23 protein-coding genes and 2 pseudogenes are annotated in these 24289 nt (G+C 68.6%); 11 read left to right on the top strand and 14 right to left on the bottom strand.

Annotated features, from left to right (window positions below; all coding sequences use genetic code 11):
- Nucleotides 1-4 precede the first annotated feature (4 nt).
- The gene (locus tag CLV01_RS21865) at nucleotides 5-1837 is read right to left on the bottom strand and encodes a nitrite/sulfite reductase (RefSeq protein ID WP_099733210.1); all 1833 of its coding nucleotides are present in this window, start codon (nucleotides 1835-1837) and stop codon (nucleotides 5-7) included.
- A gap of 264 nt (nucleotides 1838-2101) precedes the next feature.
- Between CLV01_RS21865 and CLV01_RS21860 the strand changes: the two genes are divergently transcribed.
- Nucleotides 2102-3145 carry a hypothetical protein gene (locus tag CLV01_RS21860; protein ID WP_099733211.1) on the top strand — a complete coding sequence of 348 codons (1044 nt, stop codon included), beginning with the start codon at nucleotides 2102-2104 and terminating at the stop codon, nucleotides 3143-3145.
- Here the strand turns inward: CLV01_RS21860 and CLV01_RS21855 are convergent.
- The 9 genes and pseudogenes from CLV01_RS21855 to CLV01_RS21815 form a co-directional block, all read right to left on the bottom strand.
- Entirely contained in the window at nucleotides 3142-3936 is a 795-nt protein-coding gene (locus CLV01_RS21855) for an ABC transporter ATP-binding protein (protein WP_099733212.1), read from the bottom strand. The two genes, CLV01_RS21860 and CLV01_RS21855, sit on opposite strands and share 4 nt — an antisense overlap.
- Nucleotides 3929-4941: pseudogene (locus tag CLV01_RS21850) on the bottom strand (FecCD family ABC transporter permease). Before CLV01_RS21850 ends, CLV01_RS21855 begins: the two are co-directional and overlap by 8 nt.
- Entirely contained in the window at nucleotides 4941-6002 is a 1062-nt protein-coding gene (locus CLV01_RS21845; RefSeq protein WP_099733214.1) for an iron ABC transporter substrate-binding protein, read from the bottom strand. The pseudogene CLV01_RS21850 and the gene CLV01_RS21845 overlap by 1 nt, the downstream one beginning before the upstream one ends.
- Before the next feature lie 112 nt (nucleotides 6003-6114).
- Nucleotides 6115-6495, bottom strand: a pseudogene (locus tag CLV01_RS21840) (DUF2478 domain-containing protein); the annotation flags it as partial.
- 92 nt (nucleotides 6496-6587) lie between these two features.
- On the bottom strand, nucleotides 6588-7463 hold the full coding sequence (locus tag CLV01_RS21835) for a tungsten ABC transporter permease (RefSeq protein WP_099733215.1): 876 nt from the start codon (nucleotides 7461-7463) through the stop codon (nucleotides 6588-6590).
- 23 nt (nucleotides 7464-7486) lie between these two features.
- Nucleotides 7487-9568 (bottom strand): TonB-dependent receptor plug domain-containing protein, encoded by a 2082-nt coding sequence (locus tag CLV01_RS21830; protein ID WP_099733216.1) that lies wholly within the window; start codon nucleotides 9566-9568, stop codon nucleotides 7487-7489.
- A 191-nt stretch (nucleotides 9569-9759) separates the two neighbouring features.
- On the bottom strand, nucleotides 9760-11691 hold the full coding sequence (mnmC, locus tag CLV01_RS21825; RefSeq protein ID WP_099733217.1) for an FAD-dependent 5-carboxymethylaminomethyl-2-thiouridine(34) oxidoreductase MnmC: 1932 nt from the start codon (nucleotides 11689-11691) through the stop codon (nucleotides 9760-9762).
- A gap of 15 nt (nucleotides 11692-11706) precedes the next feature.
- Nucleotides 11707-12375: a trimeric intracellular cation channel family protein gene (locus tag CLV01_RS21820; protein WP_099733218.1), complete on the bottom strand. Its 669-nt coding sequence runs from the start codon at nucleotides 12373-12375 to the stop codon at nucleotides 11707-11709.
- A gap of 172 nt (nucleotides 12376-12547) precedes the next feature.
- Nucleotides 12548-12820, bottom strand: a complete 273-nt coding sequence (locus CLV01_RS21815; protein WP_013801659.1) for an oxidative damage protection protein — start codon at nucleotides 12818-12820, stop codon at nucleotides 12548-12550.
- A 144-nt stretch (nucleotides 12821-12964) separates the two neighbouring features.
- Here CLV01_RS21815 and CLV01_RS21810 point away from each other — a divergent pair, with 144 nt between their 5' ends.
- The 8 genes from CLV01_RS21810 to CLV01_RS21780 all read left to right on the top strand — a co-directional run bounded on the left by CLV01_RS21810 (nucleotide 12965) and on the right by CLV01_RS21780 (nucleotide 19806).
- Complete coding sequence (locus CLV01_RS21810; protein WP_013801660.1) at nucleotides 12965-13987, top strand: sulfate ABC transporter substrate-binding protein; 1023 nt, start codon at nucleotides 12965-12967, stop codon at nucleotides 13985-13987.
- Nucleotides 13988-14068: 81 nt separating this feature from the next.
- Nucleotides 14069-14239, top strand: coding sequence for a hypothetical protein (locus CLV01_RS29250; protein ID WP_180288444.1), 171 nt, complete (start codon nucleotides 14069-14071; stop codon nucleotides 14237-14239).
- A 156-nt stretch (nucleotides 14240-14395) separates the two neighbouring features.
- On the top strand, nucleotides 14396-15397 hold the full coding sequence (locus CLV01_RS21805; RefSeq protein ID WP_016448337.1) for a sulfonate ABC transporter substrate-binding protein: 1002 nt from the start codon (nucleotides 14396-14398) through the stop codon (nucleotides 15395-15397).
- A gap of 23 nt (nucleotides 15398-15420) precedes the next feature.
- Complete coding sequence (locus tag CLV01_RS21800; protein WP_099733219.1) at nucleotides 15421-16476, top strand: aliphatic sulfonate ABC transporter substrate-binding protein; 1056 nt, start codon at nucleotides 15421-15423, stop codon at nucleotides 16474-16476.
- Nucleotides 16477-16514: 38 nt separating this feature from the next.
- Nucleotides 16515-17675, top strand: a complete 1161-nt coding sequence (gene ssuD / locus CLV01_RS21795; protein ID WP_099733220.1) for an FMNH2-dependent alkanesulfonate monooxygenase — start codon at nucleotides 16515-16517, stop codon at nucleotides 17673-17675.
- 82 nt (nucleotides 17676-17757) lie between these two features.
- Nucleotides 17758-18537 (top strand): aliphatic sulfonate ABC transporter permease SsuC, encoded by a 780-nt coding sequence (gene ssuC, locus CLV01_RS21790; RefSeq protein ID WP_180288484.1) that lies wholly within the window; start codon nucleotides 17758-17760, stop codon nucleotides 18535-18537.
- 15 nt (nucleotides 18538-18552) lie between these two features.
- On the top strand, nucleotides 18553-19536 hold the full coding sequence (locus tag CLV01_RS21785) for an ATP-binding cassette domain-containing protein (protein WP_099733221.1): 984 nt from the start codon (nucleotides 18553-18555) through the stop codon (nucleotides 19534-19536).
- Nucleotides 19537-19590: 54 nt separating this feature from the next.
- Nucleotides 19591-19806: a TOBE domain-containing protein gene (locus CLV01_RS21780; RefSeq protein WP_099735077.1), complete on the top strand. Its 216-nt coding sequence runs from the start codon at nucleotides 19591-19593 to the stop codon at nucleotides 19804-19806.
- Between the two features lie 41 nt (nucleotides 19807-19847).
- Here CLV01_RS21780 and CLV01_RS21775 read toward each other — a convergent pair whose 3' ends face one another.
- From CLV01_RS21775 to CLV01_RS21760, 4 genes are read right to left on the bottom strand one after another with little or no spacing between them, the layout of a single operon-like run.
- Nucleotides 19848-20327 carry a DUF2269 family protein gene (locus CLV01_RS21775; protein ID WP_034395341.1) on the bottom strand — a complete coding sequence of 160 codons (480 nt, stop codon included), beginning with the start codon at nucleotides 20325-20327 and terminating at the stop codon, nucleotides 19848-19850.
- On the bottom strand, nucleotides 20324-20728 hold the full coding sequence (locus CLV01_RS21770; RefSeq protein WP_034395344.1) for a DoxX-like family protein: 405 nt from the start codon (nucleotides 20726-20728) through the stop codon (nucleotides 20324-20326). The genes CLV01_RS21775 and CLV01_RS21770 overlap by 4 nt, the downstream gene beginning before the upstream one ends.
- Nucleotides 20721-21590 (bottom strand): NAD-dependent epimerase/dehydratase family protein, encoded by an 870-nt coding sequence (locus tag CLV01_RS21765; protein WP_099733222.1) that lies wholly within the window; start codon nucleotides 21588-21590, stop codon nucleotides 20721-20723. Before CLV01_RS21765 ends, CLV01_RS21770 begins: the two co-directional genes overlap by 8 nt.
- 32 nt (nucleotides 21591-21622) lie before the next feature.
- Nucleotides 21623-22183, bottom strand: coding sequence for a GbsR/MarR family transcriptional regulator (locus CLV01_RS21760; RefSeq protein WP_012206430.1), 561 nt, complete (start codon nucleotides 22181-22183; stop codon nucleotides 21623-21625).
- 187 nt (nucleotides 22184-22370) lie between these two features.
- Here CLV01_RS21760 and CLV01_RS21755 point away from each other — a divergent pair, with 187 nt between their 5' ends.
- Both CLV01_RS21755 and rlmD read left to right on the top strand, forming a co-directional pair.
- Nucleotides 22371-22688, top strand: a complete 318-nt coding sequence (locus CLV01_RS21755) for a hypothetical protein (RefSeq protein WP_013801667.1) — start codon at nucleotides 22371-22373, stop codon at nucleotides 22686-22688.
- Between the two features lie 76 nt (nucleotides 22689-22764).
- Nucleotides 22765-24237 carry a 23S rRNA (uracil(1939)-C(5))-methyltransferase RlmD gene (gene rlmD / locus CLV01_RS21750; protein WP_088164226.1) on the top strand — a complete coding sequence of 491 codons (1473 nt, stop codon included), beginning with the start codon at nucleotides 22765-22767 and terminating at the stop codon, nucleotides 24235-24237.
- The last annotated feature ends 52 nt before the right edge of the window (nucleotides 24238-24289 follow it).

Raw genomic sequence — 24289 nt, 5'->3', positions numbered from 1 at the left:
GGGGTCAGGCGGCCGCTTCCTCGGTGTGCTTGGCGGGGTGGCGGGCGCCATTGCCGGCGGCCTTGAACGGGTCGATGCCCACGCGGCGCACGGTGGCGATGAAGGTCTCGAAACGGCCGCCTTCGCTTTGGCGCTGCTCGCGGTAGGTGGCCAGCAGGGCTTCGATCACGCCGGGCACTTCGGCGGCGCTGAACGAGGGGCCGATGATCTTGCCGGGCGTGGCCGGGCCCGACAGGTGGGAGCCGTCGGCGCCGCCCAGCGTGATCTGGTACCACTCCTTGCCGTCCTTGTCCACGCCCAGGATGCCGATGTGGCCGCTGTGGTGGTGGCCGCAGCTGTTGATGCAGCCGCTGATGTGCAGGTCGATCTCGCCCAGGTCCCACAGCTCGTCCAGGTCCTGGTAGCGCTCGGTGATGGCCTCGGCAATGGGCAGGGAGCGTGCATTGGCCAGCGAGCAGAAGTCGCCGCCGGGGCAGGCGATCATGTCGGTCAGCAGGCCGATGTTGGGCTTGGCCAGGCCCAGGGCCTTGGCCGCCTTGTACAGCTGGGGCAACTGGTCGCGGCGCACCCAGGGCAGCAGCAGGTTCTGCTCATGGGTGACGCGCATCTCGCCGGCCGAGAACTGGTCGGCCAGCGCGGCGGCGGCATCCATCTGGTCGGCCGTGGCGTCGCCGGGCGCGTAGCCCAGGCGCTTGAACGACAGCAGCACGGCGCGCAGTTGCGGGTGGCGGTGCGGGCGCACGTTGCTGATCAGCCAGCGGCCGAAGTCCTTGTCTTCCTCGGCGGCCGTGCGCAGCAGGGCCAGGGTCTCGGCCTCGGCATTGGCGGGCGACAGGTCCAGCTCGGGCTCGCGGAAATTGGCGGCCACGCGGTCGTACTCGGCTTGCGTGATGGTGTGGGGGCCACCCTCGACCTCGACGATCTGGCGGAATTCCTCATCGACCTGGTCGATGAAGTTCTGGCCCTCGGACTTCACGAGGATCTTGATGCGCGCCTTCCAGGCGTTGTCGCGGCGGCCGTAGCGGTTGTAGACGCGGATCACGGCTTCCAGGTAGTTCATCAGCTGGTTCCAGGGCAGGAACTCGCGCAGCACCGGGCTGATGGTGGGCGTGCGGCCCATGCCGCCGCCCACGCGCACCTTGAAGCCCAGCTCGCCAGCCTCGTTCTTGAGCAACTGCAGGCCCACGTCGTACCAGCCCAGCGCGGCGCGGTCTTCCTCGGCGCCGCTGATGGAGACCTTGAACTTGCGCGGCAGGAAGCTGAACTCGGGGTGCAGCGTGCTCCACTGGCGCAGGATTTCGGTGAAGGGGCGGGGGTCGGCGATCTCGTCGATGGCAATGCCCGCCAGCGCGTCGCTGTTGATGTTGCGGATGCAGTTGCCGCTGGTCTGGATGCCGTGCAGGTTCACGCTGGCCAGCAGGTCCATCACGTCGGCGGCCTTGGACAGCGGAATCCAGTTGTATTGGACGTTGGTGCGCGTGGTGAAGTGGCCGTAGCCGAACTTCAGGTCGGAGCCGATGCGGCGGCCGTCGTGCAGCGGGATGTCGCCCAGCCTGTCCTGTGTGGCGCGGGCCTCGGCCAGCAGGGCGGCGTCGGGCTGGTCGTACTCGCGGGCCACGCGGGCCAGCACGCGCAACTGGGCGCTGGACAGTTCGCCGTAGGGCACGGCCACGCGCAGCATGGGCGCGTAGCGCTGCACATACCAGCCGTTTTGCAGGCGCAGGGGCTTGAACTCATCCTCCGAGAGCTTGCCGGCCTGCCAGCGTTCGAGCTGGTCACGGAACTGCTCGGCGCGCAGGCGGATGAACTGTTTGTCGAATTCGGTGTATTGGTACATGGCGCTTCGGATGTGGGGTCTTCGACTGCCGCCAGTGGCGGCGGTGCAGGGGTTCATTGCGTGGCACCGAGGCACTTGCGGGAAACGCGCGCAGAACCCTGCATGGACGGAAATGTAAGCAATGGCCTTATAGAAGCAAACGATTGTTTTGTCCTGCAAGTATGTGGATATGGATATAAGTGAATGGCAGCAGGCTTTGTGGGGCTGGGTATGTCAAACGCATGAGCGGCCGATATGCTTTCCGGCCAGAGGGAGGATTTCAGAATGCGAAACCGTTGTGCCGCCATCGGGCTGGCCTTGGCATTGGCAACTGCTGCTCAGGCGCAGGCCCAGAAGCCGGCACCGCCGCCGTCTCCGTTGTCAGCAGCGCACACAGCTGACACGCCTGAACCCGACGAATCCGCACGGGAATCGGCCTGGGATGCGTATCTGCATCGCGTGGCGGCGCAGTTGGCCGGTTCCGGCAGCGGGCGCGATCTGGCCTTTGCGGCCATCCTGATCAATCTGTCGGTCCCACCCTTCCTGCAAGAGGATGCCGACAGCCGAGCCCCGCAATGGCGCCAGGCCGCCTTGGAGCGGGCCGGGCAGGACGTGCTGGCCTACCAACTGCTGGCTGCCAGGGCGCCTGAACGTGAAGGCGAGTTGCGGTCGCAGGCTGCGCGCCGCTGGCTGGCGCTGGAACCCAGTAATCTCACTGCGCTGATGTGGCAGGCGCTGGGGCCGCAGGAGTTGCTGACTGCCGCGCGCGACAGCCGCTATGCGGACCTGCACATGTATGAGGGCGTGCGCTGGATGCAGTCGGTGCTGCTGAAACACCCGCCCACGGCCGAGGAGTTGCAGGCGTTTGGAGGTGGGCAGCCCTACCGCCCCGAGGAAGGCGCTGCCATCACGGCCATGGGCATCTGGGCGGCCTTTGAACTGCCGGGCTACCGGACCTTGATCGATGCCTGCAAACCCGAAAAGCGGGGCGATGCCCCGGCGCGAGATGCCGACTGCCTGCATGTGGCGCATCTGATGACGGAACGCTCATCCACCGTGCTGGATGAGGCCTTTGGACTGGCGATACGGCGCTGGCTTGCCAGCACCCCTGCCGAGCGCGCTGCAGTGCAATCCCGGCGGCGCCAGCTGGACTGGCTGATGCACAAGTCCAACCCACTGAGCATGCAGGCGGGTGGCGATCCGTTTGTCCGGCTGTTGTCCGATTCCTCCATCCACAGCGAACAGCAACTGCTGGAGCGCATGCTCAAGGACGCAGGTCGCCCGCTGCAGCCCCCGCCTGGCTGGAAGCTGCCCGTTCCCAAGCACTAGATGCCAACGCTGCGCCTGTCCAGGTCTGCGGGCAGCCGCGCCGCCACCGCCGCCTCGCTCACCCCATAGAGCGCAGCCAGCGCGGCCGGTGTCGCCACCTGCGCCGCCGCACCGCAGGCCTGCAGGCCGCCGCGGCCCAGCAGGGCGATGCGGTCGGCCACCTGCAGCGCATGCTCGGGCTGGTGGGTGGACAGCAGCACGGCCATGCCGCGTGCACGCAGCGCGGCAATCTGGTCCAGCACGCGGATCTGGTTGCCGAAGTCCAGGCTGGCCGTGGGCTCGTCCATGACCAGCAGCGCGGGCTCCTGGGCCAGGGCGCGTGCGATCAGCACCAGCTGGCGCTCGCCGCCGCTCAGCTCGGTATAGGGGCGCAGCGCCAGATGGGCGATGCCCAACTGCTCAAGGCAGCCCAGCGCCAGGGCACGGTCGGCACTTGAAGGCCGGGCCAGCGCAGGCAGGCGCGCGGCACGGCCCATGAGCACCATGTCCAGCACTTCGAAGCCGAAGACGCCGGCCTGCGCCTGGGGCACATAGCCCACGCGCCGCGCAAACTCGGCACGCGGCCAGCTGTGCACGGGCTGGCCCTGCACGCGCACCTCTCCGGCCAGCGGCGCCAGCAGGCCCAGCACGGTGCGGAACAGCGTGGTCTTGCCGCAGCCGTTGGGGCCCAGCAGGCACAGCACCTCGCCTGCGGTGATGGCCAGGTCCAGCCCCTGGCTGACGCGCCGGCGCCCATGGCCCGTGGCCAGGGCCAGCGTCTGCAGCACGGGTGGGGCCTGCACTTCAGTCATTGCGCCCCGTGCGCGACAGCAGGTAGAGAAAGAAGGGCGCGCCGACCAGGGCCGTGAGAATGCCCAGCGGCAGCTCGATGCGCGCCGCGCTGCGCGCCAGGGTGTCGGCCGCCACCACGAAGCCCGCGCCCAGCAGCGCCGAGGCCGGCAGCAGGCGCACGAAATTGGGGCCGACCAGCAGGCGCGCCACATGCGGCACCACCAGCCCCACCCAGCCGACGATGCCGGCCAGCGACACGGCCGCCGCCGTGCCCAGCGTGGCACAGGCCACCAGCAGCAGGCGCAGGCGTGCCACGGGCACGCCCAGGGCCAGTGCCTCCTCGTCGGGCAGGCCCAGCAGGTTGATGCGCCAGCGCAGCAGCATCAGGGGCAGCAGGGCGCACAGCATCACGGGTGCCGTGGCACCCAGCTCGGGCAGGGTCACGGCGCTCAGGCCGCCCATGAGCCAGAAGGTGATGGATGGCAGCTGCGTATTGGGGTCGGCCAGCGTCTTGACCAGTGCGATGCCCGCGCCCAGCAGCGCGCCCAGCGCAATGCCGGCCAGCACCAGAACCAGCACCGGGTCATGCCGGCGCACGCTGGCGCTGATGGTCACCACCACGGCCACTGCGGCCAGCCCGCCACCAAAGGCCAGGGCCTGAACGGCCGCCATGGACCAGCCCAGGAAGATGCCCAGCACCGCGCCCAGGCCGGCACCGGCCGAGACGCCCAGGATGTCGGGCGAGACCAGCGGGTTGCGGAACATGCCCTGGTAGGCTGCGCCTGCCGCCGCCAGCGTGGCGCCCACGGCCAGGCCTGCGGCGATGCGCGGCAGGCGGATGTTCCAGAGCACGGTCTCGGCGCTGGCGGACAAGGGGACGCCGTGCCCGTGGCGCGCGCCAGCAGCGACTGCCACAGCTGCTGCGGCGCGATGGAGAACTGACCCACCGCCAGCGCCCACAGCAGCACGGCGGCCAGCAAGGCCAGCGCGAGCACCCAACCCAGGCGGCGGCCTGTGGCAGGCATCAACGCGCAGTCTCCATCAGCCTGCCCAGCGCTGCGGGCGACAGGTCGGCGCCGTAGAACAGGCGGTAGAAGTCGCGCACCTCGCGTTCCAACGGCGGCAGTCCCTGCAGGTCCGGCGCCTGCGGGTGGAGTTTTTCCAGCAGCCAGCGCACACCGATCAGCCGGTTGACGCCAGGCGGACCATCCAGCCAGCCGAAGGGCCAGACCGGCGCGCCGTGCACGCGGCCCGAGCGCACGGCGGCCACGCCGCGCCACAGCGGGTCCTGGCGCATGCGCTCGGCAAGGCCGGGTTCCTGCGTGACGATGACCTGCGGGTCCCAGGCCAGGATCTGCTCCATGGACACGCGCGTGAGCCCGCCATGCCCTGCATCGGCGGCCACATTGCGCCCGCCCGCGTACTCGACGGCTTCCACATTGATGGAGCCCGCCAGCCCTGTTTCCAGCCCATTGGCGCTGCGTGCGAAGTACACGCGCGGGCGCTCGGCCGGTGCCATGCCCTTGGTGGCACGCTGCGCCAGCGCCGCCACGGCATCGGCATGGCGGGCCAGGGTTTCGCCGCGTGCGGCCTCGCCCAGCAGGGCGCCGACCTCGCGCAACTGGCGTGGCTGGTCGGCCAGCGAGCCCTGGATCAGCACGCAGGGCAGGCCGGTCTGGCGCGCCAGCCGCTCGGTGGCCGAGATATAGGTGGCATCGGCCGTGCCGGCGTCCAGCACCAGGTCGGGCTGCAGCTTCAGCAGCGACTCCAGCGGCATGGTGCTGCCGCGCCCGGACAGGCGGCCCAGATGCGGCAGCGCCTGCAGTGTGGGCCCCAGATAGGCGCGCGAGACATCGTCCAGCTGCTGGGGCCAGCCCAGCAGCTTGTGCGGTGCCAGCGTGGCCACCAGCACGCCTGCGGGCGGGCCGGCAGCAAACACCCGGCGCAGTTTGGTCGCGTCCGGTATCTGGCCTATGCGCGCGGCAATGGTTGTGGTCTGGGCATGGCCGGGAACAAGAGCCGATGAGGCCAGTGCCGCCATGGCCTGGCCCAGCCAGCGGCGGCGGGTGAACAGAAGATCGGTCATGAAAGTCAGGGGATGGGCTGGCGCGGCCACGGCGCTCAAGCTGTGCCTGGCACCATTGCTCTATCTGCACCTCATCGGCTGCCAGCTCGGCATGCAGGCTGCCGGTGTACCTGCGCCAGTCTTCAAGATGGCGGGCCGCGACGGCCGTGAGCACGGGCGTGCCGGCCTCGACAAAGGCCGCGAATTCGGCGGCAAAGCCCTGGCCCGAGGCCTCGACGATGCCGAAGCGGTTGATCACCACCAGATCCACGCCATCGTCCAGCGCCTGGCGCAGCACGGCGCTGGCCTGGGCCAGGGCCTGGGGGTTGAGACTGCAGGCGCGCGAGGCGCAGCCCAGGTCCTGGGACAGCTCGAATTGGCGGTCACTGCGCAGGTCGAACAGCTGCATGCGCTTGTTGCCGTTGGCATAGCGGTCCTGGCGATGCACCAGCCCGCCCACCCGCCAGCCCGCGCCTTGCAGGCGGCGTGCCACGCGTTCGAGCAGCAGCTCCATTGCATGTTCGTCGTCGGGATGGACCAGGGCGGCCAGGGCAGGGTGGCAGGTGAGTTCATGGCATGCGGTGCTTGTGGAATCCAGGCAGGTTTTTACTCCTGGCCGCCGCCGGTGTCGTTGACCAGGGGCATGCTGTCGCGCCCGAAGATCCAGGGACCTCCGGCTGCCACATTGGCCAGCGCCAGTTCCTGCTGGCCCGGTGCGGACAGCAGATGCTCTGCCAGCCGTTGCGCGCTGCGGCGCTGGCCAGCGTCGGCCGGATGGCGCGGCCCGGGCGTGAGCAGCACATAGGGCCGGCGCATCAGCGGGTCGCCGTGCAGCAGCAGCTCGATGCCGGGTGCGCCCATCTTGCCGAAATGCAGCGGGATATGGCCGACCACGGCATAGGCCTGGAGCTCGGCCGCCAACTGCAGCACGGCCTGGGGGCGCGGCCCGGTGTCGGCGCGCAGCCAGCGGACGTCCGGCCGTATGCCGGCGCGGCGCCACAGCCGCTGGACCACGGTATAGCTGCCGGGGTCGCGCAGCGCGATGAAGGGCGAGCCGCTGGCAACGATGCGACGCATGGCCTCCACGCCATCGGCCGCGCCGCGCACGCGGGCCGGGTCGTGCGAAGGGCCGGCGAACACATGCTCGTTCCAGCCCCAGACCCGCGCGGCCGATGCCAGGCCGGCAGCCTCCAGCGACATGGCTTCGTCGCTGGCGTGGATGAGCAGCAGCTGGGCGCGGCCCTGGGCCATGGCGGGGATCACGCCCTCCTTGGGCGCGGCAACGGCGGTGCGCACGGACAGGCCCAGGCTGCGGCCCGCCATGTCGGCCAGGCGCGGCCAGACGCCGCATAGCGACAGGCCACCAACCACGGCCACGTCGACGCTGACAGCTTCTGCCGGCAGGCTGGCGCAGCCGCTCAGGGCTGCCAGCGCGGGCAGGGCGCCCAGCAGGCGGCGGCGATCGGGGCAGAGCGGTTCCATGGATTCAGGGGGCAGTCCGTGCTTCAGAAGCGATAGCCCAGGTTGACATACCAGCTGCGGCCCGGCATGGGCAGGCCGTCATCGAACTGGTACCACTTGTCGCCGATATTGGCCACGCCGAAGTCCACGGTGATGTCGCTGCGCGGCTTGTAGCGTGCACGCAGGTTGGCAATGCCGTAGCCCGACAGCTTGAGCGTCTGCAGCTGACCGCTGCCCGACAGCGGCACGTAGCGGCCCTTCTCGGTCTCGACCTCGGCATTGAATTCCCACTGCGCCAGCGGACGCCACTGAACGCCGGCCAGCAGGCGGTGGCGCGGCGTGTTGGTCAGCGTGATGCTGGAGTCGCTGGTGTTGCGGCGGTTCAGGTAGGTGTAGCCGGCGTTCATGCTCCACTGTGCCGACAGCTGCTGGGCCAGGGACAGCTCCATGCCGATGTTGCGCGTGCGCCCCACGTTCTGCGCCTGGTTGCAGGTGGTGCCGCCGCATTCGGCCGAGGCCACGACCACGGTCTGGATCTGGTTGCGCACGCGGCTGTAGAACAGCGCGGCCTGGCCCTGGCCGCCCTGCCAGGGCGAGCCGCTGACGCCCAGCTCCAGGTGGTTGGCCGTCTCGGGCTGCAGGTCGGGGTTGGCCAGGGCCGTGCCCATGCGTGCCGAGTAGCGGTCCTTGATGGTGGGAAAGCGCGTCTTGTGCGAGGCGATGAAATACGCCTCGCTGCCACCGCCCAGCGCATAGCCGAGCTTGGCCACGCCATTGGTGGCGCTGGCGGAGCCCGTGGGCCACTGGTAGACCTCGCGCGCATCGCGCTGGTCGTGGCTGAGCGCCAGGTTCAGGCTCCAGCGTTCGGCCAGGGAGATCGTGTCCTCGACCACCAGCGAGCGCGTTACGTCGCGGTAGTGCTTGCTGGGGTCCTTGGCCGAGGCGGCATCGGTGTGCTCGTCGATCTTGTAGTGCGCACCCAGGCGCAGCGCATGGCCCTTGAAACTGTAGTTGGCCCACTCGACGCTGGCGCCTTGGCTCACGTCCTTGTAGCTGCTGGTGGGGTCATGGCGCGTGTAGCTCGCGTCCGTGTACATGTCCAGGCCGTTTTGGTAGGTGTCGTGGTAGATGCGGGTCTTGAGCAGGTTGTCGGCATTGATGCGCGTGGTGCTCAGAAAGTACACGCTGTCCTTGTCCCAATAGGGCCAGCGCCAGTAGCGGATGACGTTCTTGCCCGTGGCGCTGCCGGTATACACGGGGTTGCCCTTCTCGCCTTCCTGGCGCACATAGCCCAGCGCGTATTCGTCCGTGGCATTGGGCGTGAGGCCCAGCTTGAACGACAGCCGCTTGTCCGTGCGGTAGGCGTTGTCGCGGTAGTTGCCCGTGTCGGTGGGCTGCTTCTTGAAGTCCTTGAAGCCCTTGGGCAGCGGAAAACTGTCCGCGTCCAGGTAGGAGGCGCCCAGCTGGTAGTACCAGGTGCCCAGGTTGCCGCCCAGGTTCACGGCGGCCTTGCGTTCGCCGCCTGCGCCTGCGCCGATGCGCGCATCGCCCTCGAAGGATTTGACCGGCTTGCGCGTGACCAGGTTGATGGCGCCGCCCAGCGTATTGGGGCCATACATCAGCGAGGCGCCGGCCTTGGCCACGCGGATCTCGGACAGGTCGAAGGTGGTGAAGCGGCCGAAGTCCACATAGCCGTCATAGGGCACGTACAACGGCACGCCGTCCACGAAGACCGGCACCTGGCGCGGATCGAAGCCGCGCAGGTAGATCATTTCCTCGTTGCGATTGTTGCGCGACAGCGTGGCGCCCGGCAGCAGGCGCACGGCGTCGGCCACGGTGTCGGCATTGCGCTGGCGCATCTCGGCGGCGCCCAGTCGCTGTTCATCGCCGGATATGGCCTCTGCTTCATCACGCGCACCGTGCACATCGACCGTGCCCAACTGGAAGGTCTGCGAAGCCGGTGCTGCAGGTGCACCCGATTGGGCCTCGACCTGGGCTTGCGCCTGCGTGCTGGCGGCCAGGCCTGCGAGCAGCAGGGCGTGTGTCAGCGTGGAACGAAGGCGGAGCGAGGGTGAGCAGAGGGCGGGTGAAGATGCGGGAGCGCAGGAGCGGGGCTGGCGGGTCACGGTTTCAGGTTCTTGTGTGGTTGAACGCGGGGAGCGGCTGGTTGTTTCCTTTTGAAAACAGGTTCCGGATTCTAGCGATATGCACTGAAAAACATAACGAGTGACAAAAAACCGTCTGCGGGAAGACTCGGGTTTTCTTTCAGGCCGTTGTGTGAATGCCGGGCCGTTCAGCGGCCGGGCGGTTCAACGGCTCAGCGCCTGCGGCCCAGGCGCTCGCTGGCCAGGGCAGCCGCCAGCCTGGCGTCCAGGGGCAGCGGTTCGTCGTGCAGGCGTGCTGCCAGCAGCTCGCCGCACAGCAGCGACAGGGTGAGCCCGCGCGAGCCCATGGCCGTCAGCGCCCACAGGCCGGGAGCCTGATCGGACACCGGTCCGACCACGGGCAGCCGGTCTGGCGAGGCCACGCGCACGGCGCCCCAGGTGGCGCGCGGTGGCGCGTCGAAGAAGCCTTGCAGGCCCTGGTAGGCACGTGGCAGCAGCTGCGCCAGCTTGGCGCCATTGGCTGCATGGGCGGCGGCCTGGTCTTCGGGGCTGGGCGGCAGCGCGGTCTGGTCGCGCTCGAAGGTCGATCCCATGACCCAGCCTGGCCTGGCTGCATCGCCGGGCAGCGGCATGGCAGGCACCAGGTTGCCATGGCCGTTGACGGGAAAGGGCGGCATGGCCTGCGCGCTGGCCGGGGTGTGCACATCCCAGCTGACCTGGCCGCGAATGGGCTGCAGCGGCCAGGTGGCCTGCGCATCCAGGCTGTGCTCCAGCAGCGCATTGGTTGCGGGGCCCAGGGCGAGAACGACCAGTTCAGCCTCGGCCAGCAGATTGCCCTGTGCATCCAGGGCCTGCCAGACGGGCGCGCCACCGGCTGTGTCGATGCATGCAAGACGCGCCACGCAGGCGCGGCCCTGCCAGCGCACGCCGGGCAGCGCCAGCTGCGCCTGCACCAGCCGCGCCGGGCGCACCCAGCCGGCCTGCACATGCCAGCAGGCCGGGGCGTCGGCGGGCAGGCCGGCCGCCGAGAGTTGATCGGCGCTTGCGGGCCGGCTCCAGTGGTCGCCCGGGCCGGGGGATTGCCAGTCGCGCGGCAGCCGCGGGGCGGCTTCCACGCCGTGCTCCAGCACGCCGGTATCGCACCAGTCCGTGCCCGGTTGCAGCAGGCCCTGGCCGGAGAGCATTTGCAACTGCGCCAGGGTCAGGCGTGCGCCGTCGCGGCTCAGGCGGGACAGCAGGCTGTCATCGGGAGAGACATGGGGGCAAAACAGGCCCGCGGGCAGGGCGGAGGCGCCCGCTGCAGGCGCGTCGGCAGCATCCAGCACGGTGACCTGCCAGCCACGGCGCGACAGGCTGGCGGCAGCGGCCGCGCCGGCGATGCCTGCACCCAGCACCATGCAGCGCCGTGCGGTGATGGCTTCCTGCGGCTGCGCACGCGGCCCGCGCGGTTGCCAGGCCGGGTCGAAGACGGCATGCAGGTTGTGGCGCTTGGGGCGCACGCCATCCACCTTGCGCACCTGAAAGCCGTGCTGGGCCAGGCCATCGCGCACCGTGCGCGCCACGCACCAGGTGGACAGCTGTGTGCCCCGTCGGCAATGGCGCACCAGCGCGCGCAGGGTGTCGGCGCTCCAGAGGTCGGGGTTGAGTTCCGGCGTGAAGCCGTCCAGGTAGATGCTGTCGGCCGTCAGCTGCTGGCGCCGCAGCATGGCCTGGGCATCGCCGATGTACAGCGTCAGCAGCACGCGGCCCTGCTCGAAGGCGAGGCGGTGCACGCCGGGCAGCAGGCCCTGGAACCGGGTAGCCAGCTCTTCGGCCAGCAGGCGCAATCCTGGTTCGCGCGGGATGGCCTGGCGCATGGCGTCGGCACTGACGGGAAAGGCCTCGGCCGAGACGAAATGCAGCAGCCTCGGGCGCCGGGGATCGGCCTTCCAGGCTTCCCAGGCCACGAGGAAATTCAGCCCGAACCCGAAACCGGTCTCCAGGATGCGCCATTGCGGCGCATCTGCCCAGGCCGCCGGCAGGCCGCAGCCGCCCAGAAAGACGTGGCGGGCCTGGTCCAGGCCGCCGAGTTCGCTGTGGTAGCGGTCGCCGAAGCGCGGGCTGTAGGGCGTGCCATCGGGCAGCCAGTCAATGGGTTCGGACATGGGCAAGGGGCAGAACTACTCCTCCCAGCGCTGCTGGTAGGAGAACACGGGCAGCCGCCACTTGAAGCGGATGGCGGCCAGGCGCAGCGTGAGTCCGCCCGCAAAGCAGACGACGGTGCTGAGGTTGGAGCCCACTTCCAGCGTGCGCAGCCCCAGGAACAGCAGGCACACGGCCAGGGACACGCTGGCGTACAGCTCGCGCCGGAAGACGACCGGCACCTGGTTGCACAGCACGTCGCGCAGAATGCCGCCGCTGATGCCGGTCAGCATGCCCGACATCACCACCACCACGGGCGGGTAGCCCAGCTCCAGCGCCACGTTGCAGCCGATCAGCGAGAAGGCGATCAGCCCCATGGCGTCCAGCAACAGAAAGACCTGCTTGAGATGGTGCATGTGGCGCGCCAAGACGATGGTCAGCAGCCCGGCCGAGATGACCAGGTAGACATATTCAGGGTGCTGCGTCCAGCCGATGGGGTAGTGGCCCAGCACCATGTCGCGGATGGTGCCGCCGCCCAGCGCGGTGACGAAGGCGATCACGGCCACGCCGAAGATGTCCATGTTGCGCCGGCCCGCCGCCAGCGCGCCCGACATGGCTTCGGCCGTGATGGCCACGAGGTAGATCACCAGCATGACGGTGAACTGCGATGCCTGGAACGATTCCAGCAGGGAGACGGATGGAAGCACGGAAAACCTCGGGTGAAGACCGGCCCGCGCCGCAGGGTGTGCGGCCACTGCGCCGTCCAGCGCAAGAAGGCGGGCATTGTAGGCGGTCTCTGGGCGGCGGCCGTTTGCGGCACCGCAAATGAAACCGCCCCCGGCGCGGTGCGACGGGGGCGGTGAAAGGGCGCGAAGCGGCTCAGGCCGAAGGAGGCACGTAGCCGGCCGCAGCATCGGCGCCGCCGCCGAAAAAGTGGTTTTCCATCTGGCGGGCCAGGTACTGGCGGGCGCGTGCGTCGGCCAGGTTCAGGCGGTTTTCGTTGACCAGCATCGTCTGGTGCTTGAGCCAGTCGGCCCAGGCCTGCTTGCTCACGCCTTCAAAAATGCGCTTGCCCAGCTCGCCGGGGTAGGGCGGGAAGTCCAGGCCTTCAGCGTCAACGCCAAGCTTGATGCAGTGAACGGTACGTGCCATGGGGAATTGAGTCCTTGTCTTGTGGAGATTCAGATGTTTTGGGAATAACAAACTGAAATCTTATTGGTTTGAGTTTTAAGAGTTGGCTTTGAGAATGCTTTCCACGGCACCAGACCGTCGTCTCCACTCTCTACCGACACTCCAATGAAAATTCGCCGCCACTTTATCAAGTTTCCTGTCGCCGCCGGCCTGATCGCGGGCTTGACCCTGTCGGCTCTGCCGGCGTTGGCCCAGTCGGTGCAATTGCTCAATGTCTCCTACGATCCGACGCGCGAGCTGTACGTGGAATACAACCAGGCCTTCGCCAAGCACTGGAAGGCCAAGAGCGGGCAGGACGTGAGCGTCAAGCAGTCGCATGGCGGCTCGGGCAAGCAGGCGCGTTCCATCATCGACGGCATCGACGCCGACGTGGCCACGCTGGCGCTGGCCGGCGACATCGACGCCCTGGTCAAGAACGGCAACCTGCTCAAGGCCGACTGGCAAAAGCGCCTGCCGCACAACTCGGCGCCCTACAGCTCCACCATCGTCTTCCTGGTGAAGAAGGGCAATCCCAAGAACCTCAAGGACTGGGACGACCTGGTCAAGCCCGGCGTGCAGGTGATCACGCCCAACCCCAAGACCAGCGGCGGTGCGCGCTGGAACTACCTGGCCGCCTGGGAATTCGCCAAGCGCAAGTACGGAGGCGACGCACAGGCCAAGGACTTCATCGGCAAGCTGTTCAAGAACGTGCCCGTGCTGGACACGGGCGCACGCGGCGCCACCATCACCTTCGTGCAGCGCGGCGTGGGCGATGTGCTGCTGGCCTGGGAGAACGAGGCCTTCCTGGCGCTCAAGGAGTTCGGTCCCGAGAAGTTCCAGATCGTCGTGCCTTCGCTGTCCATCCTGGCCGAGCCTTCGGTGGCCGTGGTCGACAAGGTCGTGGACAAGAAGGGCACACGCGCCGTGGCCGAGGAGTACCTGAAGTACCTGTACTCCGAGGAAGGCCAGCGCATCGCCGGCCGCAACTACTACCGTCCCACGGATGCCAAGGTCAAGGCCGAGTTTGCGGACAAGTTCCCCAAGCTGGAGCTGGTCACCATCGACCAGGCCTTTGGCGGCTGGGCCAAGGCCGACAAGGACCACTTTGCCGATGGTGGCAGCTTCGACCAGATCTACACCAAGAAGTGAGTGCGGCGCGCCGGCCCGGCCGGCGCCCACCCACTGAATTCACCCGCTTTCCCAGACCCCTGCCAACCCCCACGATCCGCCATGTCCATCTTCCTGACCTCCCGCCACTCTTTGCCGGCCGCGCGCCGCACGGCGCAGGCAGGCGTGCGGATGCACAAGGCAGGAGTGGCAGGCAAGGCAGGCGTGGTGGCATCCAGCTCTTTTCTTCGCTTCGAGGCCATGGCCTTCGCCAGCCGGCGATGTAGCACCTGACGACTTCGTGCGGCGCGTCTGCAGGTCTGGTCCTGCAGGCGGCCGCCCCTTGCTCCGCCTTCCCTTTTTTGTTTTCTGGCTGCATGCCGCGCGCATGCATGGGCAGCGCTTTGCCTGCGCCACGCACCACGCACCACTCTTCCAAGGATGTCCGTCATGGTCTCGTTCGATTCTTTCCCCCGACACACAGCCAACTGGCGCCGACGCCAACTGCTGGGCGCGGGCCTTGCCGCAGCAGTCGCCACGGTGGGCGGCCCGGCCCTGGCCCAGGACAAGGCGGGTGACCGCGTGCTGCGCGTCGGCCACCAGAAGGGCTGGCTGTCCATCCTGAAGAGCCGGGGTACGCTGGAAAAGCGGCTGGCGCCGCTGGGCGTGTCGGTGCGCTGGATCGAGTTCAACGCCGGCCCCGTGCAGCTGGAGGCGCTGAACGTGGGCTCCATCGACTTCGGCGATGTGGGCGAGGCCCCGCCTATCTTTGCGCAGGCCGCAGGCGCGCCTTTGGTCTATGCGGGCGCCACCGTGCCGCGCCCCGGGCTGGAGGCGGTGATCGTGCCCAAGGATTCGCCCATCCGCAGCGTGCAGGACCTCAAGGGCAAGCGCGTGGCCTACAACAAGGGCTCGAACGTGCAGTACTTCCTGGTCAAGCTGCTGGAAAAGCATGGCTTGAAGTACGGCGATGTGCAGTCCGTCTTCCTGGCGCCGGCCGATGCGCGTGCCGCCTTCGAGCGCGGCTCCGTCGATGCCTGGCTGATCTGGGACCCCTTCCTGGCTGCCGCGCAAAAGACGCTGGACGCCCGCCTGCTGGCCGATGCCACGGGCGTGGTCAACAACCGCGCCTACTACTTCACCTCGCGCGATTTCGCCACGCGCAATGCCGATGTGCTGCGCATTGCCATCGAAGAGGTCGATGGGATTGACCGCTGGGCCTCGAAGAACCAGACGGCGGCGGCCGCCGAGCTGTCCAGCATCCTGGGGCTGGACAAGTCCATTACCGAGCTGTACCTGAGCCGTGCCCGCTTCGGCACCTCGTCCGTGACGCGCGAGATCCTGGCCGAGCAGCAGCAGATCGCCGACACGTTCTTCGAGCTCAAGCTCATCCCCCGCAAGCTCAACCTGCTGCATGCCGCGCCCGTGGACCTGATCGCGTCGCGCCCCTGAGCCCACTGCAAGGAGTCCGCACCATGAACGCCATCCCCAAGAAGCCCCGCCTGGACCGCGTGCGCCGCCAGGCCCTGCAACTGCTGGGCACCACCGCTTTCAGCTGGAGCCTGGCTGGCCAGTACGCACGCGCCGAGACGCCGGCCGCCGTGGCCGGGCCCGAGCAGTTGCGCATCGGCTACCAGAAGTCGGCCGTCAACCTGGTCATCCTCAAGCAGCAAGGCGTGCTGGAAAAGCGCTTTGCGGGCACCAAGGTCAGCTGGCTGGAGTTCCCGGCCGGCCCCCAGCTGCTGGAGGCCCTGGCCGCAGGCAGCCTGGATTTCGGCCTGACCGGCGATTCACCCCCGGTCTTTGCCCAAGCCGCGGGCCGCGACCTGCTGTACGTGGGCGCCGAGCCGCCCAAGCCCGAGAGCTCGGCCATCCTCGTGCCGTCGGACTCGCCGCTGCGCGCCCTGGCCGATCTCAAAGGCCGGCGCGTGGCTCTGCAAAAAGGCTCCAGCGCCCATTACCTGCTGGTGCGTGCGCTGGACAAGGCGGGCCTGGCCTGGAACGAGATCCAGCCCGTGTACTTGGCCCCGGCCGATGCGCGCGCCGCTTTCGAGCGCAAGAGCGTGGACGCCTGGACCATCTGGGACCCGTTCTACGCGGCCACCGAGCTGGCGATTCGCCCGCGCGTGCTGGCCAATGGCGAAGGCCTGTCGGGCAACGCCTCGTTCTACCTGGCCGCGCGCGGACTGGTGGAGCGTCATCCGCAGGTGCTGCGCGCGCTGTTCGACGAGCTCACGCGCGCCGATCGCCTGGCCCAGAGCGCACGCCAGGAGGCCGTGGCCCTGGTGGCCGGCTTCAGCGGCCTGGATGCGGCGGTGGTCAGCCGCTTCATTGCGCGCCGGCCCAGCTCCCCCGTGGGCCTGCTGGCTGCGCAGACCGTGGTGGACCAGCAGCGCGTGGCCGATGCATTTTTTCGGCTGGGCCTGATTCCGCGCCAGGTGCAGGTGGCCGACATCGTCTGGCGGCCCTCGGCGGCCGAGTACGCGCGGCTGGCCGAGCCTGCGGCGGCACGGCCTTCTTCCGCCCTTTGATTTCCTTCCTCGATTCCGTCCCCTGACTGGAGCAGCGCATGCAGGTTTTCTGGTTCATTCCCACCCACGGCGACAGCCGCTACCTCGGCACGGCCGAGGGCGCCCGCCCGCTCAGCCACGACTATGTCAAGCAGGTCGCCATCGCGGCCGACAGCCTGGGCTACGAGGGCGTGCTGATTCCCACGGGCCGCTCCTGCGAGGACCCCTGGGTCGTCGCCTCCAGCCTGATTCCGGTCACCAAGCGCCTGAAGTTCCTGGTCGCCGTGCGGCCCGGCCTGCACCAGCCCAGCCTGGCGGCGCGCATGGCGGCCTCGTTCGACCGCCTGTCGGGCGGGCGGCTGCTGATCAATCTGGTCACGGGCGGCGACCGCGCCGAGCTGGAGGGCGACGGCGTCTTCCTCGACCATGCGCAGCGCTACGAGCAATCGGCCGAGTTCATCCGCATCTGGCGCGAGATCCTTGAGCGCAGCCATGAGGGCGGCACGCTCGACTACGAAGGTGAACACCTCTCGGTCAAGGGCGCCAAGCTGCTGTTCCCGCCGCTGCAAAAGCCGTATCCGCCCGTGTACTTCGGCGGTTCATCCGAGGCCGCGCACGACCTGGCCGCCGAGCAGGTCGATGCCTACCTGACCTGGGGCGAGCCCCCGGTCGAGGTGGCCAAAAAGATTGCCGATGTGCGCGAGAAGGCGGCGCGCCATGGCCGCAGCGTGAGGTTCGGCATCCGCCTGCACGTCATCGTGCGCGAGACCGAGGACGAGGCCTGGGCCGATGCCGATCGCCTGATCAGCCGCCTCAAGGACGAGACTGTGGTCCAGGCCCAGGCCGCCTTCGCGCGCATGGACTCGGAAGGCCAGCGCCGCATGGCCGCCCTGCATGCCGGCGGCAGCCGCCGCACGCGGGCCGAGCTGGAGATCAGCCCCAACCTCTGGGCCGGCGTGGGCCTGGTGCGCGGCGGCGCGGGCACGGCCCTGGTGGGCGATGCGCAGACCGTGGCCGACCGCATCAAGGAGTACGCGGACCTGGGCATAGACACCTTCGTGCTGTCCGGCTATCCGCACCTGGAGGAGGCCTACCGCTTTGCCGAGCTGGTCTTCCCGCTGCTGCCGCTGTCCGTGCGCGACAGGCTGGCTGGCGGCGTGGGCGGGCCGCTGGGCGAGACCGTTGCCAACCTGTACTCGCCGCGCGCGTCGCAAAGCTGAAGGAGTCACGCATGTCCGATGCACGTACCGTTACTGCGCTGCCGGCCTCCTCGGCCCCCCGGCCGGCGATTCCTGGTCGCCGCTGCTGCGCTTTGCGGCCGGCGTGGGCCGCCGCCTGGTGCCCTGGCTGGTGCCGCTGGCGCTGATCGCCGTCTGGCAGGCCGCCTCGGCCTTCGGCTGGCTGTCCACGCGGGTGCTGCCCGCTCCGCTGGATGTGCTGCGCGCCGCGCAGGCGCTGGCCGAGTCGGGAGAGCTGCTCAAGCATGTGCAGGTGAGCGCGGGCCGCGCGCTGGGTGGCTTGGCCATCGGCGGCGGGCTGGGCCTGGCGCTGGGCCTGCTCACGGGCTCGCTGCGCTGGGCGGAGACGCTGCTGGACTCCACCATCCAGATGGTGCGCAACATTCCCGCGCTGGCGCTGATTCCGCTGGTCATCCTGTGGTTCGGCATCGACGAGAGCGCCAAGCTGTTCCTGATCAGCGTGTCGGTGTTCTTTCCCATCTACCTGAACACCTTCCACGGCATACGCAATGTGGACCCCGCGCTGATCGAGATGGGGCGCAGCTACGGCCTCACGCGCTGGCAGCTGTACCGTGAGGTCATCCTGCCGGGTGCGCTGTCCTCCATCCTCGTCGGCCTGCGTTTTTCGCTGGGCCTGATGTGGGTGATCCTCATCGTGGCCGAGACCATCTCGGCGCAGTCGGGCATCGGCTACCTGACCATGAACGCCCGCGAGTTCCTGCAGACCGACGTGGTGCTGGTCGGCATCCTGCTGTACGCCCTGCTGGGCAAGCTGGCCGACTGGTTTGCGCGTGCGCTGGAGCACTGGTGGCTGCGCTGGCATCCGGGCTACCAGCCCAAGTGACACAAGGAGCACGACATGAGCCGATGGAACCGTATGAAGACCACGCTGGCACAGGCCGTGGAGCTGAACACCACCGCGCCGGCGATGGCCTGGGAGGCCTCGTTCGATGCCGATGGCCTGGACGTCAGCGACCGCCTGGCCCAGAACGACGATGCGCCGCAGTCCGCATCCCCCCAATCCGCACCACGCCGTGGCGTGCGCCTGCAGGCCGGCGGGTTGACCAAGCGCTACGGCCAGCGCGAGGTGCTGCACGAAGTGCAGCTGCAGGTGGAGCCTGGCGAATTCGTCGCCATCGTGGGCCGCAGCGGCTGCGGCAAGAGCACCTTGCTGCGCCTGGTCGCAGGCCTGGAGCAGGCCACGGCCGGCACCTTGCTGCTGGACGGCGAGCCCGCCCGCGCCGTGCAGGGCGCGCAGGGCGGCACGCGCATCATGTTCCAGGACGCGCGCCTGCTGCCCTGGCGGCGCGTGCTGGCCAACGTGACGCTGGGCCTGCCCGCCTCGGCCCAGGAACGTGGCCGCGAAGTGCTGGCCCAGGTCGGCCTGGCCGACCGCGAGGGCGAATGGCCGGCGCGCCTGTCCGGGGGCCAGCGCCAGCGCGTGGCCCTGGCACGCGCCCTGGTGCATCGCCCGCAGCTGCTGCTGCTGCTGGACGAGCCGCTGGGCGCGCTCGATGCGCTCACCCGCATAGAGATGCACCGCCTGATCGAAGGCCTGTGGCAGCGCCACGGCTTCACGGCGCTGCTGGTCACGCATGACGTGCAGGAGGCCGTGGCCCTGGCCGACCGCGTGGTGCTGATCGAGGGCGGCCGCATCGCGCTGGACGAACGCATCGCCCTGCCACGGCCGCGCGTGCACGGCAGCGTGGCGCTGGCGGCCATCGAGCAACGCATTCTCGACCGCGTGCTGCAAAAGCCCGCCGCCGAGCCCGAAGCCAATCCGCTGACCGACACCACGGCCTGGCCCGGCGTACCGGCCCATGGCCTGCGCTGGGCGGTCTGACTTTCCGTTTCCCCCAACCTTCCTTTGATTCCTTTTGATCCCCAGGAGAAAAACATGCCCATTCAAGCCATCAACGTGCGCAACCAGTTCAAGGGCCAGGTGCGCGAAATCATCCGAGGCGACGTTGTCTCCGAAGTCGATGTGCAGACGCCCTGGGGCGTGGTCACCTCGGTGATCACCACGCGCTCGGTGGACGAGTTGGGCCTGGTCGTGGGCTCCGACGTGGTGGCCCTGGTCAAGTCCACCGAAGTGTCCATTGCCAAGCTCTGAGGCCAAGCTCTGAGGCCAGGCACTGAAGGCACTGCCGATGCTCAACCGCCCCAGAGCATCGGCTTGTTGACCATGAGGTAGTAGGTCACGGCCATGGCGATGAAGGCCGGGTAGCCCAGCGCTTCCCAGCGCCGGGCGTAGACGGCATACAGCGCGGGCAGGGCGGCCTGCGCTGCGTGCGCGCCGCGCGCCATGGCGGCCATGCGCACCTGCAGCCAGACCACGGGCAGCCAGCAGGCGCCGGCCAGCAGGTACAGGCCCAGCGACAGTGCCAGCCACGGCGTGGTCAACGGCCAGCCCGCCATGTGGGCCAGGGCAATGCCGCTCAAGGGCTGTATGACCACGCAGGGCGTGGTGAACCACCAGTCCGCACGCACCACCAGGCGGCTGACCACGGCCTGGGCAGCGACGCTGCCGCTGCGGTTGGCGAAGAACATGTAGAAGGCCGAGCCCAGGCCGGTGCCGACCAGCAGCACGCTGGACGCGATATGCAGCGTCTTGAGCAACAGGTAGAGATTCATGCGGACTCCTTCGGGGTGACAGGTGCCGACATCAGGTGCAGCAGCATGGCTGCGATCGGCAGGTTCTTGAGCAGCGGCCCCAGCGGATGCAGCCACAGCGTGGGCTGCAGCACCGTGGCCAGCACCGTCATTGCAGCCATCAGCAGCAAAGCCGCCAGATAGCTCTCCCGGCCCGGCCGCAGCCACAGCGCCAGGCCCACGGCCAGGTCGGCGAGCAGGCCGCTCCAGATCAGGAATGTCTGCCAGCGCGCATCGTGGATGCCGGCATCGGCCAGCACCTGCACGCTCAGGCCGCGGTGCTCGATGGCGCTGACCAGGGCCGTGCCCAGCCAGACGGCGATCAGGCTCAAGTGCATGGTGCGCAGCGGCGCTGGAACAGGGCGGGAGCGGCGCTCATCCATGGCGCAAGGTGGACAGCAGTTGGGAGGGCGCAATGCCGGGCCGGCCCAGCAGGGCTTGCAATCCGGCCGGATCGGTGACGTTGTCGCTGGCCAGCAGTGCCAATGTCTCGCTGCACCAGGGTGAGGCGCTGACCCAGTCGCCAGCGCGTGCGCTGGCGCGGGTGAGCCAGCCGGGCAGCGTGCCCACGCGGGCGGGAGCGCGGCCCATTTGCGCGCGCAGGCTGGCAATCAGCGCGGCCAGCGGCAAGGGCAGGGGGCCGCCGATCTCGATCATGCCCACGGGCTCGGGGCGCGTCACCAGGCCGGCCACGACCTCGGCCAGGTCGCGCACGGCCACGGGCTGCACGCGGGCCTGCAGCACGGGGCGCGGCAGCAGCAGCGCCGGCAGGCGCGCCATGGACAGGAACATCTCGCTGCTGGCGCCGCCAGCGCCGAACACCACGCTGGGGCGGACCACGCAGCCTTGCAGATGGCCGGCTGCCGTGAGTGCCAGCAGATGCTCGTCAGCGGTGCGCTTGGTGGTGGCGTAGCGCGTGGCACTGCCTTCTATGCCCAGGGCAGAGATCTGCACCACGCGCCGCACGCCAGCCGCCGCGCAGGCATCGAACAGGGCGATGGGGGCCTGGGCGTGCATGGCATCGATGGGCCGGGAGGCGCTGTCGCGCAGCACGCCCACGGCATTGACCACGGCATCCACGCCCGCCAGGTGCGGCAGCCAGGCCTCGGGCGTGGTGGCCTTGGCGTAGTCGAGCGCAGGCAGGGAATGGCGGCTGCGCGCCACGGGATCGTGGCCGGCCAGTGCCAGCCGGTTGACGATATGGCGGCCGATGAAGCCGTTGCCGCCGCAGACCAGAATGCGCATGGTGACCTCCAGTTTCTCTTGTGACGGAAATTTCAGGCTCGGCGTCCGCGCTTGACGCGGGTGTCAGCGGCCTCGGAGCGCACGAAGCGCTGCACGCTGGCGCCCAGGCGCAGCAGCTTGTCCAGCGTGGAGGGCGACAGCCGCAGCATTTCATCGGTCCAGATGCCCAGTGACTCCATGAGGCGCAGCGTCTCGTGCACGCGGTCCTGGGTGTCGGGGGATTCGGCATCGAAACCGGGCTCGGCGATCAGTTCTCGCAGCATCTCCGAGGTCGGGTCGAACTCGCGCTGCTTGCGCTCTCGCACGATGGTGCGCAGCAGCTCCCAGACATCGGACGAGGTCTCGAAGTAGTCGCGGCGGTCGCCAGGCCTGCGGCTGGTGCGGATCAGCTCCCAGCCTTGCAGTTCCTTGAGGCTGTTGCTCACGTTGGAGCGAGCGGCGCCCAGCGTGTCGGCAATCTCTTCCGCGTTGAGCGGGCGGCCATGGAAAAACAGCAGGGCGTGGATCTGGGCGACCGTGCGGTTCACCCCCCAGGAGCTGCCCATGTCGCCCCAATGGTGGATGAAACGGTGTGCGATGGGACTCAGTTGCATGGCCTCAGTGTCTGCAGGCCTGAAATTTCTGTCAAGAGAGAAATTTGAGAAAGCTGAAAAATCAAAACCGGCTGCAGCGCGGAGGCGGCGCCTGGCGGGGCGCGGCATGTGCTGCTCCATAATGCTGGGCAGCCTGGCCTGCCACCCAGTACATACACAGGCGGGCCGCCGTTTTGAGGGGAACACCATGACTGCTGTGCAAAACCTGCGTGCCATCACCGTGCTGGCCGCCTGCGCGCTGGCGCAGGCCGCGTCTGCCGCCTGCTATTCCGTCTACACGCCCGAGCAGGAACTGATCTACCGCTCCAACCGCCCGCCGGTGGACCTGACCTTGCCGCTGCACCAGACCGTGGACAAGATCGAGCGCGGTGCCACCATGGTGTTCACGCTGGACGAATTCAACTGCATCACCGAAATCAACCTGCTGGCCGAACGCGAGCAACTGGCCCGGGCGCGCCAGGAGCGGCAGCGGGACCTGGGCCGCAGCAGCACTCCGCGGTCCTGAGAGGCAAAAGCGAGTTGGGGGCTTTTTTGGGGAGCCGCCAACAGGGCAAGGGGAGAGCCTGAGACAATCGTGCCCCATGAGTGAACCCCGCGACAACAAGATCCCCGACAACCTGCCCGAAGCCGACATCGACGCCCCTGCACTGCCCGAAGGCTGGCTGCAGGTGCTGTCCATGGATATGGACGCCCAGGGCGTGGCCCGCAAGAGCGATGGCAAGGTGGTATTCATCGACGGCGCCCTGCCGACCGAACTGGTCAGCGCCAACACCCATCGCAAGAAAAACAACTGGGAAGCCGCCAGCCTGACGGCCATCCACCGCGAATCTTCCCAGCGCGTGCGCCCCGGCTGCCCGAATTTCGGTCTGCATGCCGGTGCCTGCGGCGGCTGCAAGATGCAGCATCTGCACGTGGGCGCCCAGGTGGCCATCAAGCAGCGCGTGCTGGAAGACAATCTCTGGCATCTGGCCAAGGTCAAGCCCGAGACGCTGCTGCGCCCCATCGAAGGTCCGTCCTGGGCCTACCGTTTCCGCTCGCGCCTGTCGGTGCGCTATGTGGCCAAGAAGGGCAAGGTGCTGGTGGGCTTTCACGAGCGCAAGAGCCGCTACATCGCCGACATGGAGACCTGCAAGATCCTGCCGCCCCATGTGGACGCCATGCTGCTGCCCATGCGCGCGCTGATCGCCTCCATGGATGCGCGCGAAACCTGCCCGCAGATCGAGGTTGCCTGCGGTGACTCCGTCACGGCCCTGGTGCTGCGCCATCTGGAGCCGCTGTCCGAGGACGACCAGGCCCGGCTGCGCGCTTTCGCAGCCGAGCACAACGTGCAGTGGTGGCTGCAGCCCAAGGGCCCGGACACCGTGCACCTCATGGAGCAGGGAGGCGCCCAGCTCGACTATGGCCTGCCCGATTTCGGCATCACCATGCCGTTCAAGCCCACGGACTTCACCCAGGTCAATCCGCACATCAACCGCGTGCTGGTCACGCGCGCGCTGCGCCTGCTGGATGTCAAGAAGGATGAGCGCGTGATCGACTGGTTCTGCGGTCTGGGCAACTTCACCCTTCCCCTGGCCACGCAGGCGCGCGAGGTGCTGGGCATCGAGGGCAGCGATACCCTGGTCAAGCGCTCCCATGAAAACTACGCCGCCAACAACGCACAGCGCGCAGAGGGCGACAAGCTCGCGCCCACGCGCTTTGTGGCGCGCAACCTGTTCGAGATGACGCCCGAGATGCTGTTCGCCGACGGCGTAGCCGGCAAGTGGCTGGTTGATCCGCCGCGCGAAGGCGCGTTTGCGCTGTCCAAGGCCCTGGCCGACATCCACCAGGCGCGCATCGGTGCCGAAGGCGCCGAGCCCCTGCCGGCAGGGCATGAGGCCTGGCGCTTTCCCGAGCGCATCGTCTATGTCAGCTGCAATCCCGCAACGCTGGCGCGCGATGCCGGCCTTCTGGTGCATCTGGCCGGCTATCGCTGTGTGTCGGCAGGCGTGGTCAACATGTTCCCCCACACGGCCCACGTGGAGAGCATGGCGGTGTTCGAGCGCTGCGCAGACTGACGGCCTGGCTGCCCGTGCCATGGAAAAAGCCGTGGAGCCCTCGGGCGGCCAC

Source organism: Delftia sp. 60 (genome assembly GCF_002754395.1).
In the GTDB taxonomy this organism is placed as follows: Bacteria; Pseudomonadota; Gammaproteobacteria; order Burkholderiales; family Burkholderiaceae_C; genus Comamonas; species Comamonas acidovorans.
The sequence above is the reverse complement of the archived record's forward strand: the minus strand, read 5'-3'. Positions and strand labels throughout refer to the sequence as shown.

Bases quoted from the DNA above. Each gene is read 5' to 3' on its own strand.
- CLV01_RS21865 (WP_099733210.1), bottom strand. From the start codon at position 1,837: ATGTACCAATACACCGAATTCGACAAACAGTTCATCCGCCTGCGCGCC.
- CLV01_RS21860 (WP_099733211.1), top strand. From the start codon at position 2,102: ATGCGAAACCGTTGTGCCGCCATCGGGCTGGCCTTGGCATTGGCAACT.
- CLV01_RS21855 (WP_099733212.1), bottom strand. From the start codon at position 3,936: ATGACTGAAGTGCAGGCCCCACCCGTGCTGCAGACGCTGGCCCTGGCC.
- CLV01_RS21845 (WP_099733214.1), bottom strand. From the start codon at position 6,002: ATGACCGATCTTCTGTTCACCCGCCGCCGCTGGCTGGGCCAGGCCATG.
- CLV01_RS21835 (WP_099733215.1), bottom strand. From the start codon at position 7,463: ATGGAACCGCTCTGCCCCGATCGCCGCCGCCTGCTGGGCGCCCTGCCC.
- mnmC (WP_099733217.1), bottom strand. From the start codon at position 11,691: ATGTCCGAACCCATTGACTGGCTGCCCGATGGCACGCCCTACAGCCCG.
- CLV01_RS21815 (WP_013801659.1), bottom strand. From the start codon at position 12,820: ATGGCACGTACCGTTCACTGCATCAAGCTTGGCGTTGACGCTGAAGGC.
- CLV01_RS21810 (WP_013801660.1), top strand. From the start codon at position 12,965: ATGAAAATTCGCCGCCACTTTATCAAGTTTCCTGTCGCCGCCGGCCTG.
- CLV01_RS29250 (WP_180288444.1), top strand. From the start codon at position 14,069: ATGTCCATCTTCCTGACCTCCCGCCACTCTTTGCCGGCCGCGCGCCGC.
- CLV01_RS21805 (WP_016448337.1), top strand. From the start codon at position 14,396: ATGGTCTCGTTCGATTCTTTCCCCCGACACACAGCCAACTGGCGCCGA.
- CLV01_RS21800 (WP_099733219.1), top strand. From the start codon at position 15,421: ATGAACGCCATCCCCAAGAAGCCCCGCCTGGACCGCGTGCGCCGCCAG.
- ssuD (WP_099733220.1), top strand. From the start codon at position 16,515: ATGCAGGTTTTCTGGTTCATTCCCACCCACGGCGACAGCCGCTACCTC.
- CLV01_RS21785 (WP_099733221.1), top strand. From the start codon at position 18,553: ATGAGCCGATGGAACCGTATGAAGACCACGCTGGCACAGGCCGTGGAG.
- CLV01_RS21780 (WP_099735077.1), top strand. From the start codon at position 19,591: ATGCCCATTCAAGCCATCAACGTGCGCAACCAGTTCAAGGGCCAGGTG.
- CLV01_RS21775 (WP_034395341.1), bottom strand. From the start codon at position 20,327: ATGAATCTCTACCTGTTGCTCAAGACGCTGCATATCGCGTCCAGCGTG.
- CLV01_RS21770 (WP_034395344.1), bottom strand. From the start codon at position 20,728: ATGGATGAGCGCCGCTCCCGCCCTGTTCCAGCGCCGCTGCGCACCATG.
- CLV01_RS21765 (WP_099733222.1), bottom strand. From the start codon at position 21,590: ATGCGCATTCTGGTCTGCGGCGGCAACGGCTTCATCGGCCGCCATATC.
- CLV01_RS21760 (WP_012206430.1), bottom strand. From the start codon at position 22,183: ATGCAACTGAGTCCCATCGCACACCGTTTCATCCACCATTGGGGCGAC.
- CLV01_RS21755 (WP_013801667.1), top strand. From the start codon at position 22,371: ATGACTGCTGTGCAAAACCTGCGTGCCATCACCGTGCTGGCCGCCTGC.
- rlmD (WP_088164226.1), top strand. From the start codon at position 22,765: ATGAGTGAACCCCGCGACAACAAGATCCCCGACAACCTGCCCGAAGCC.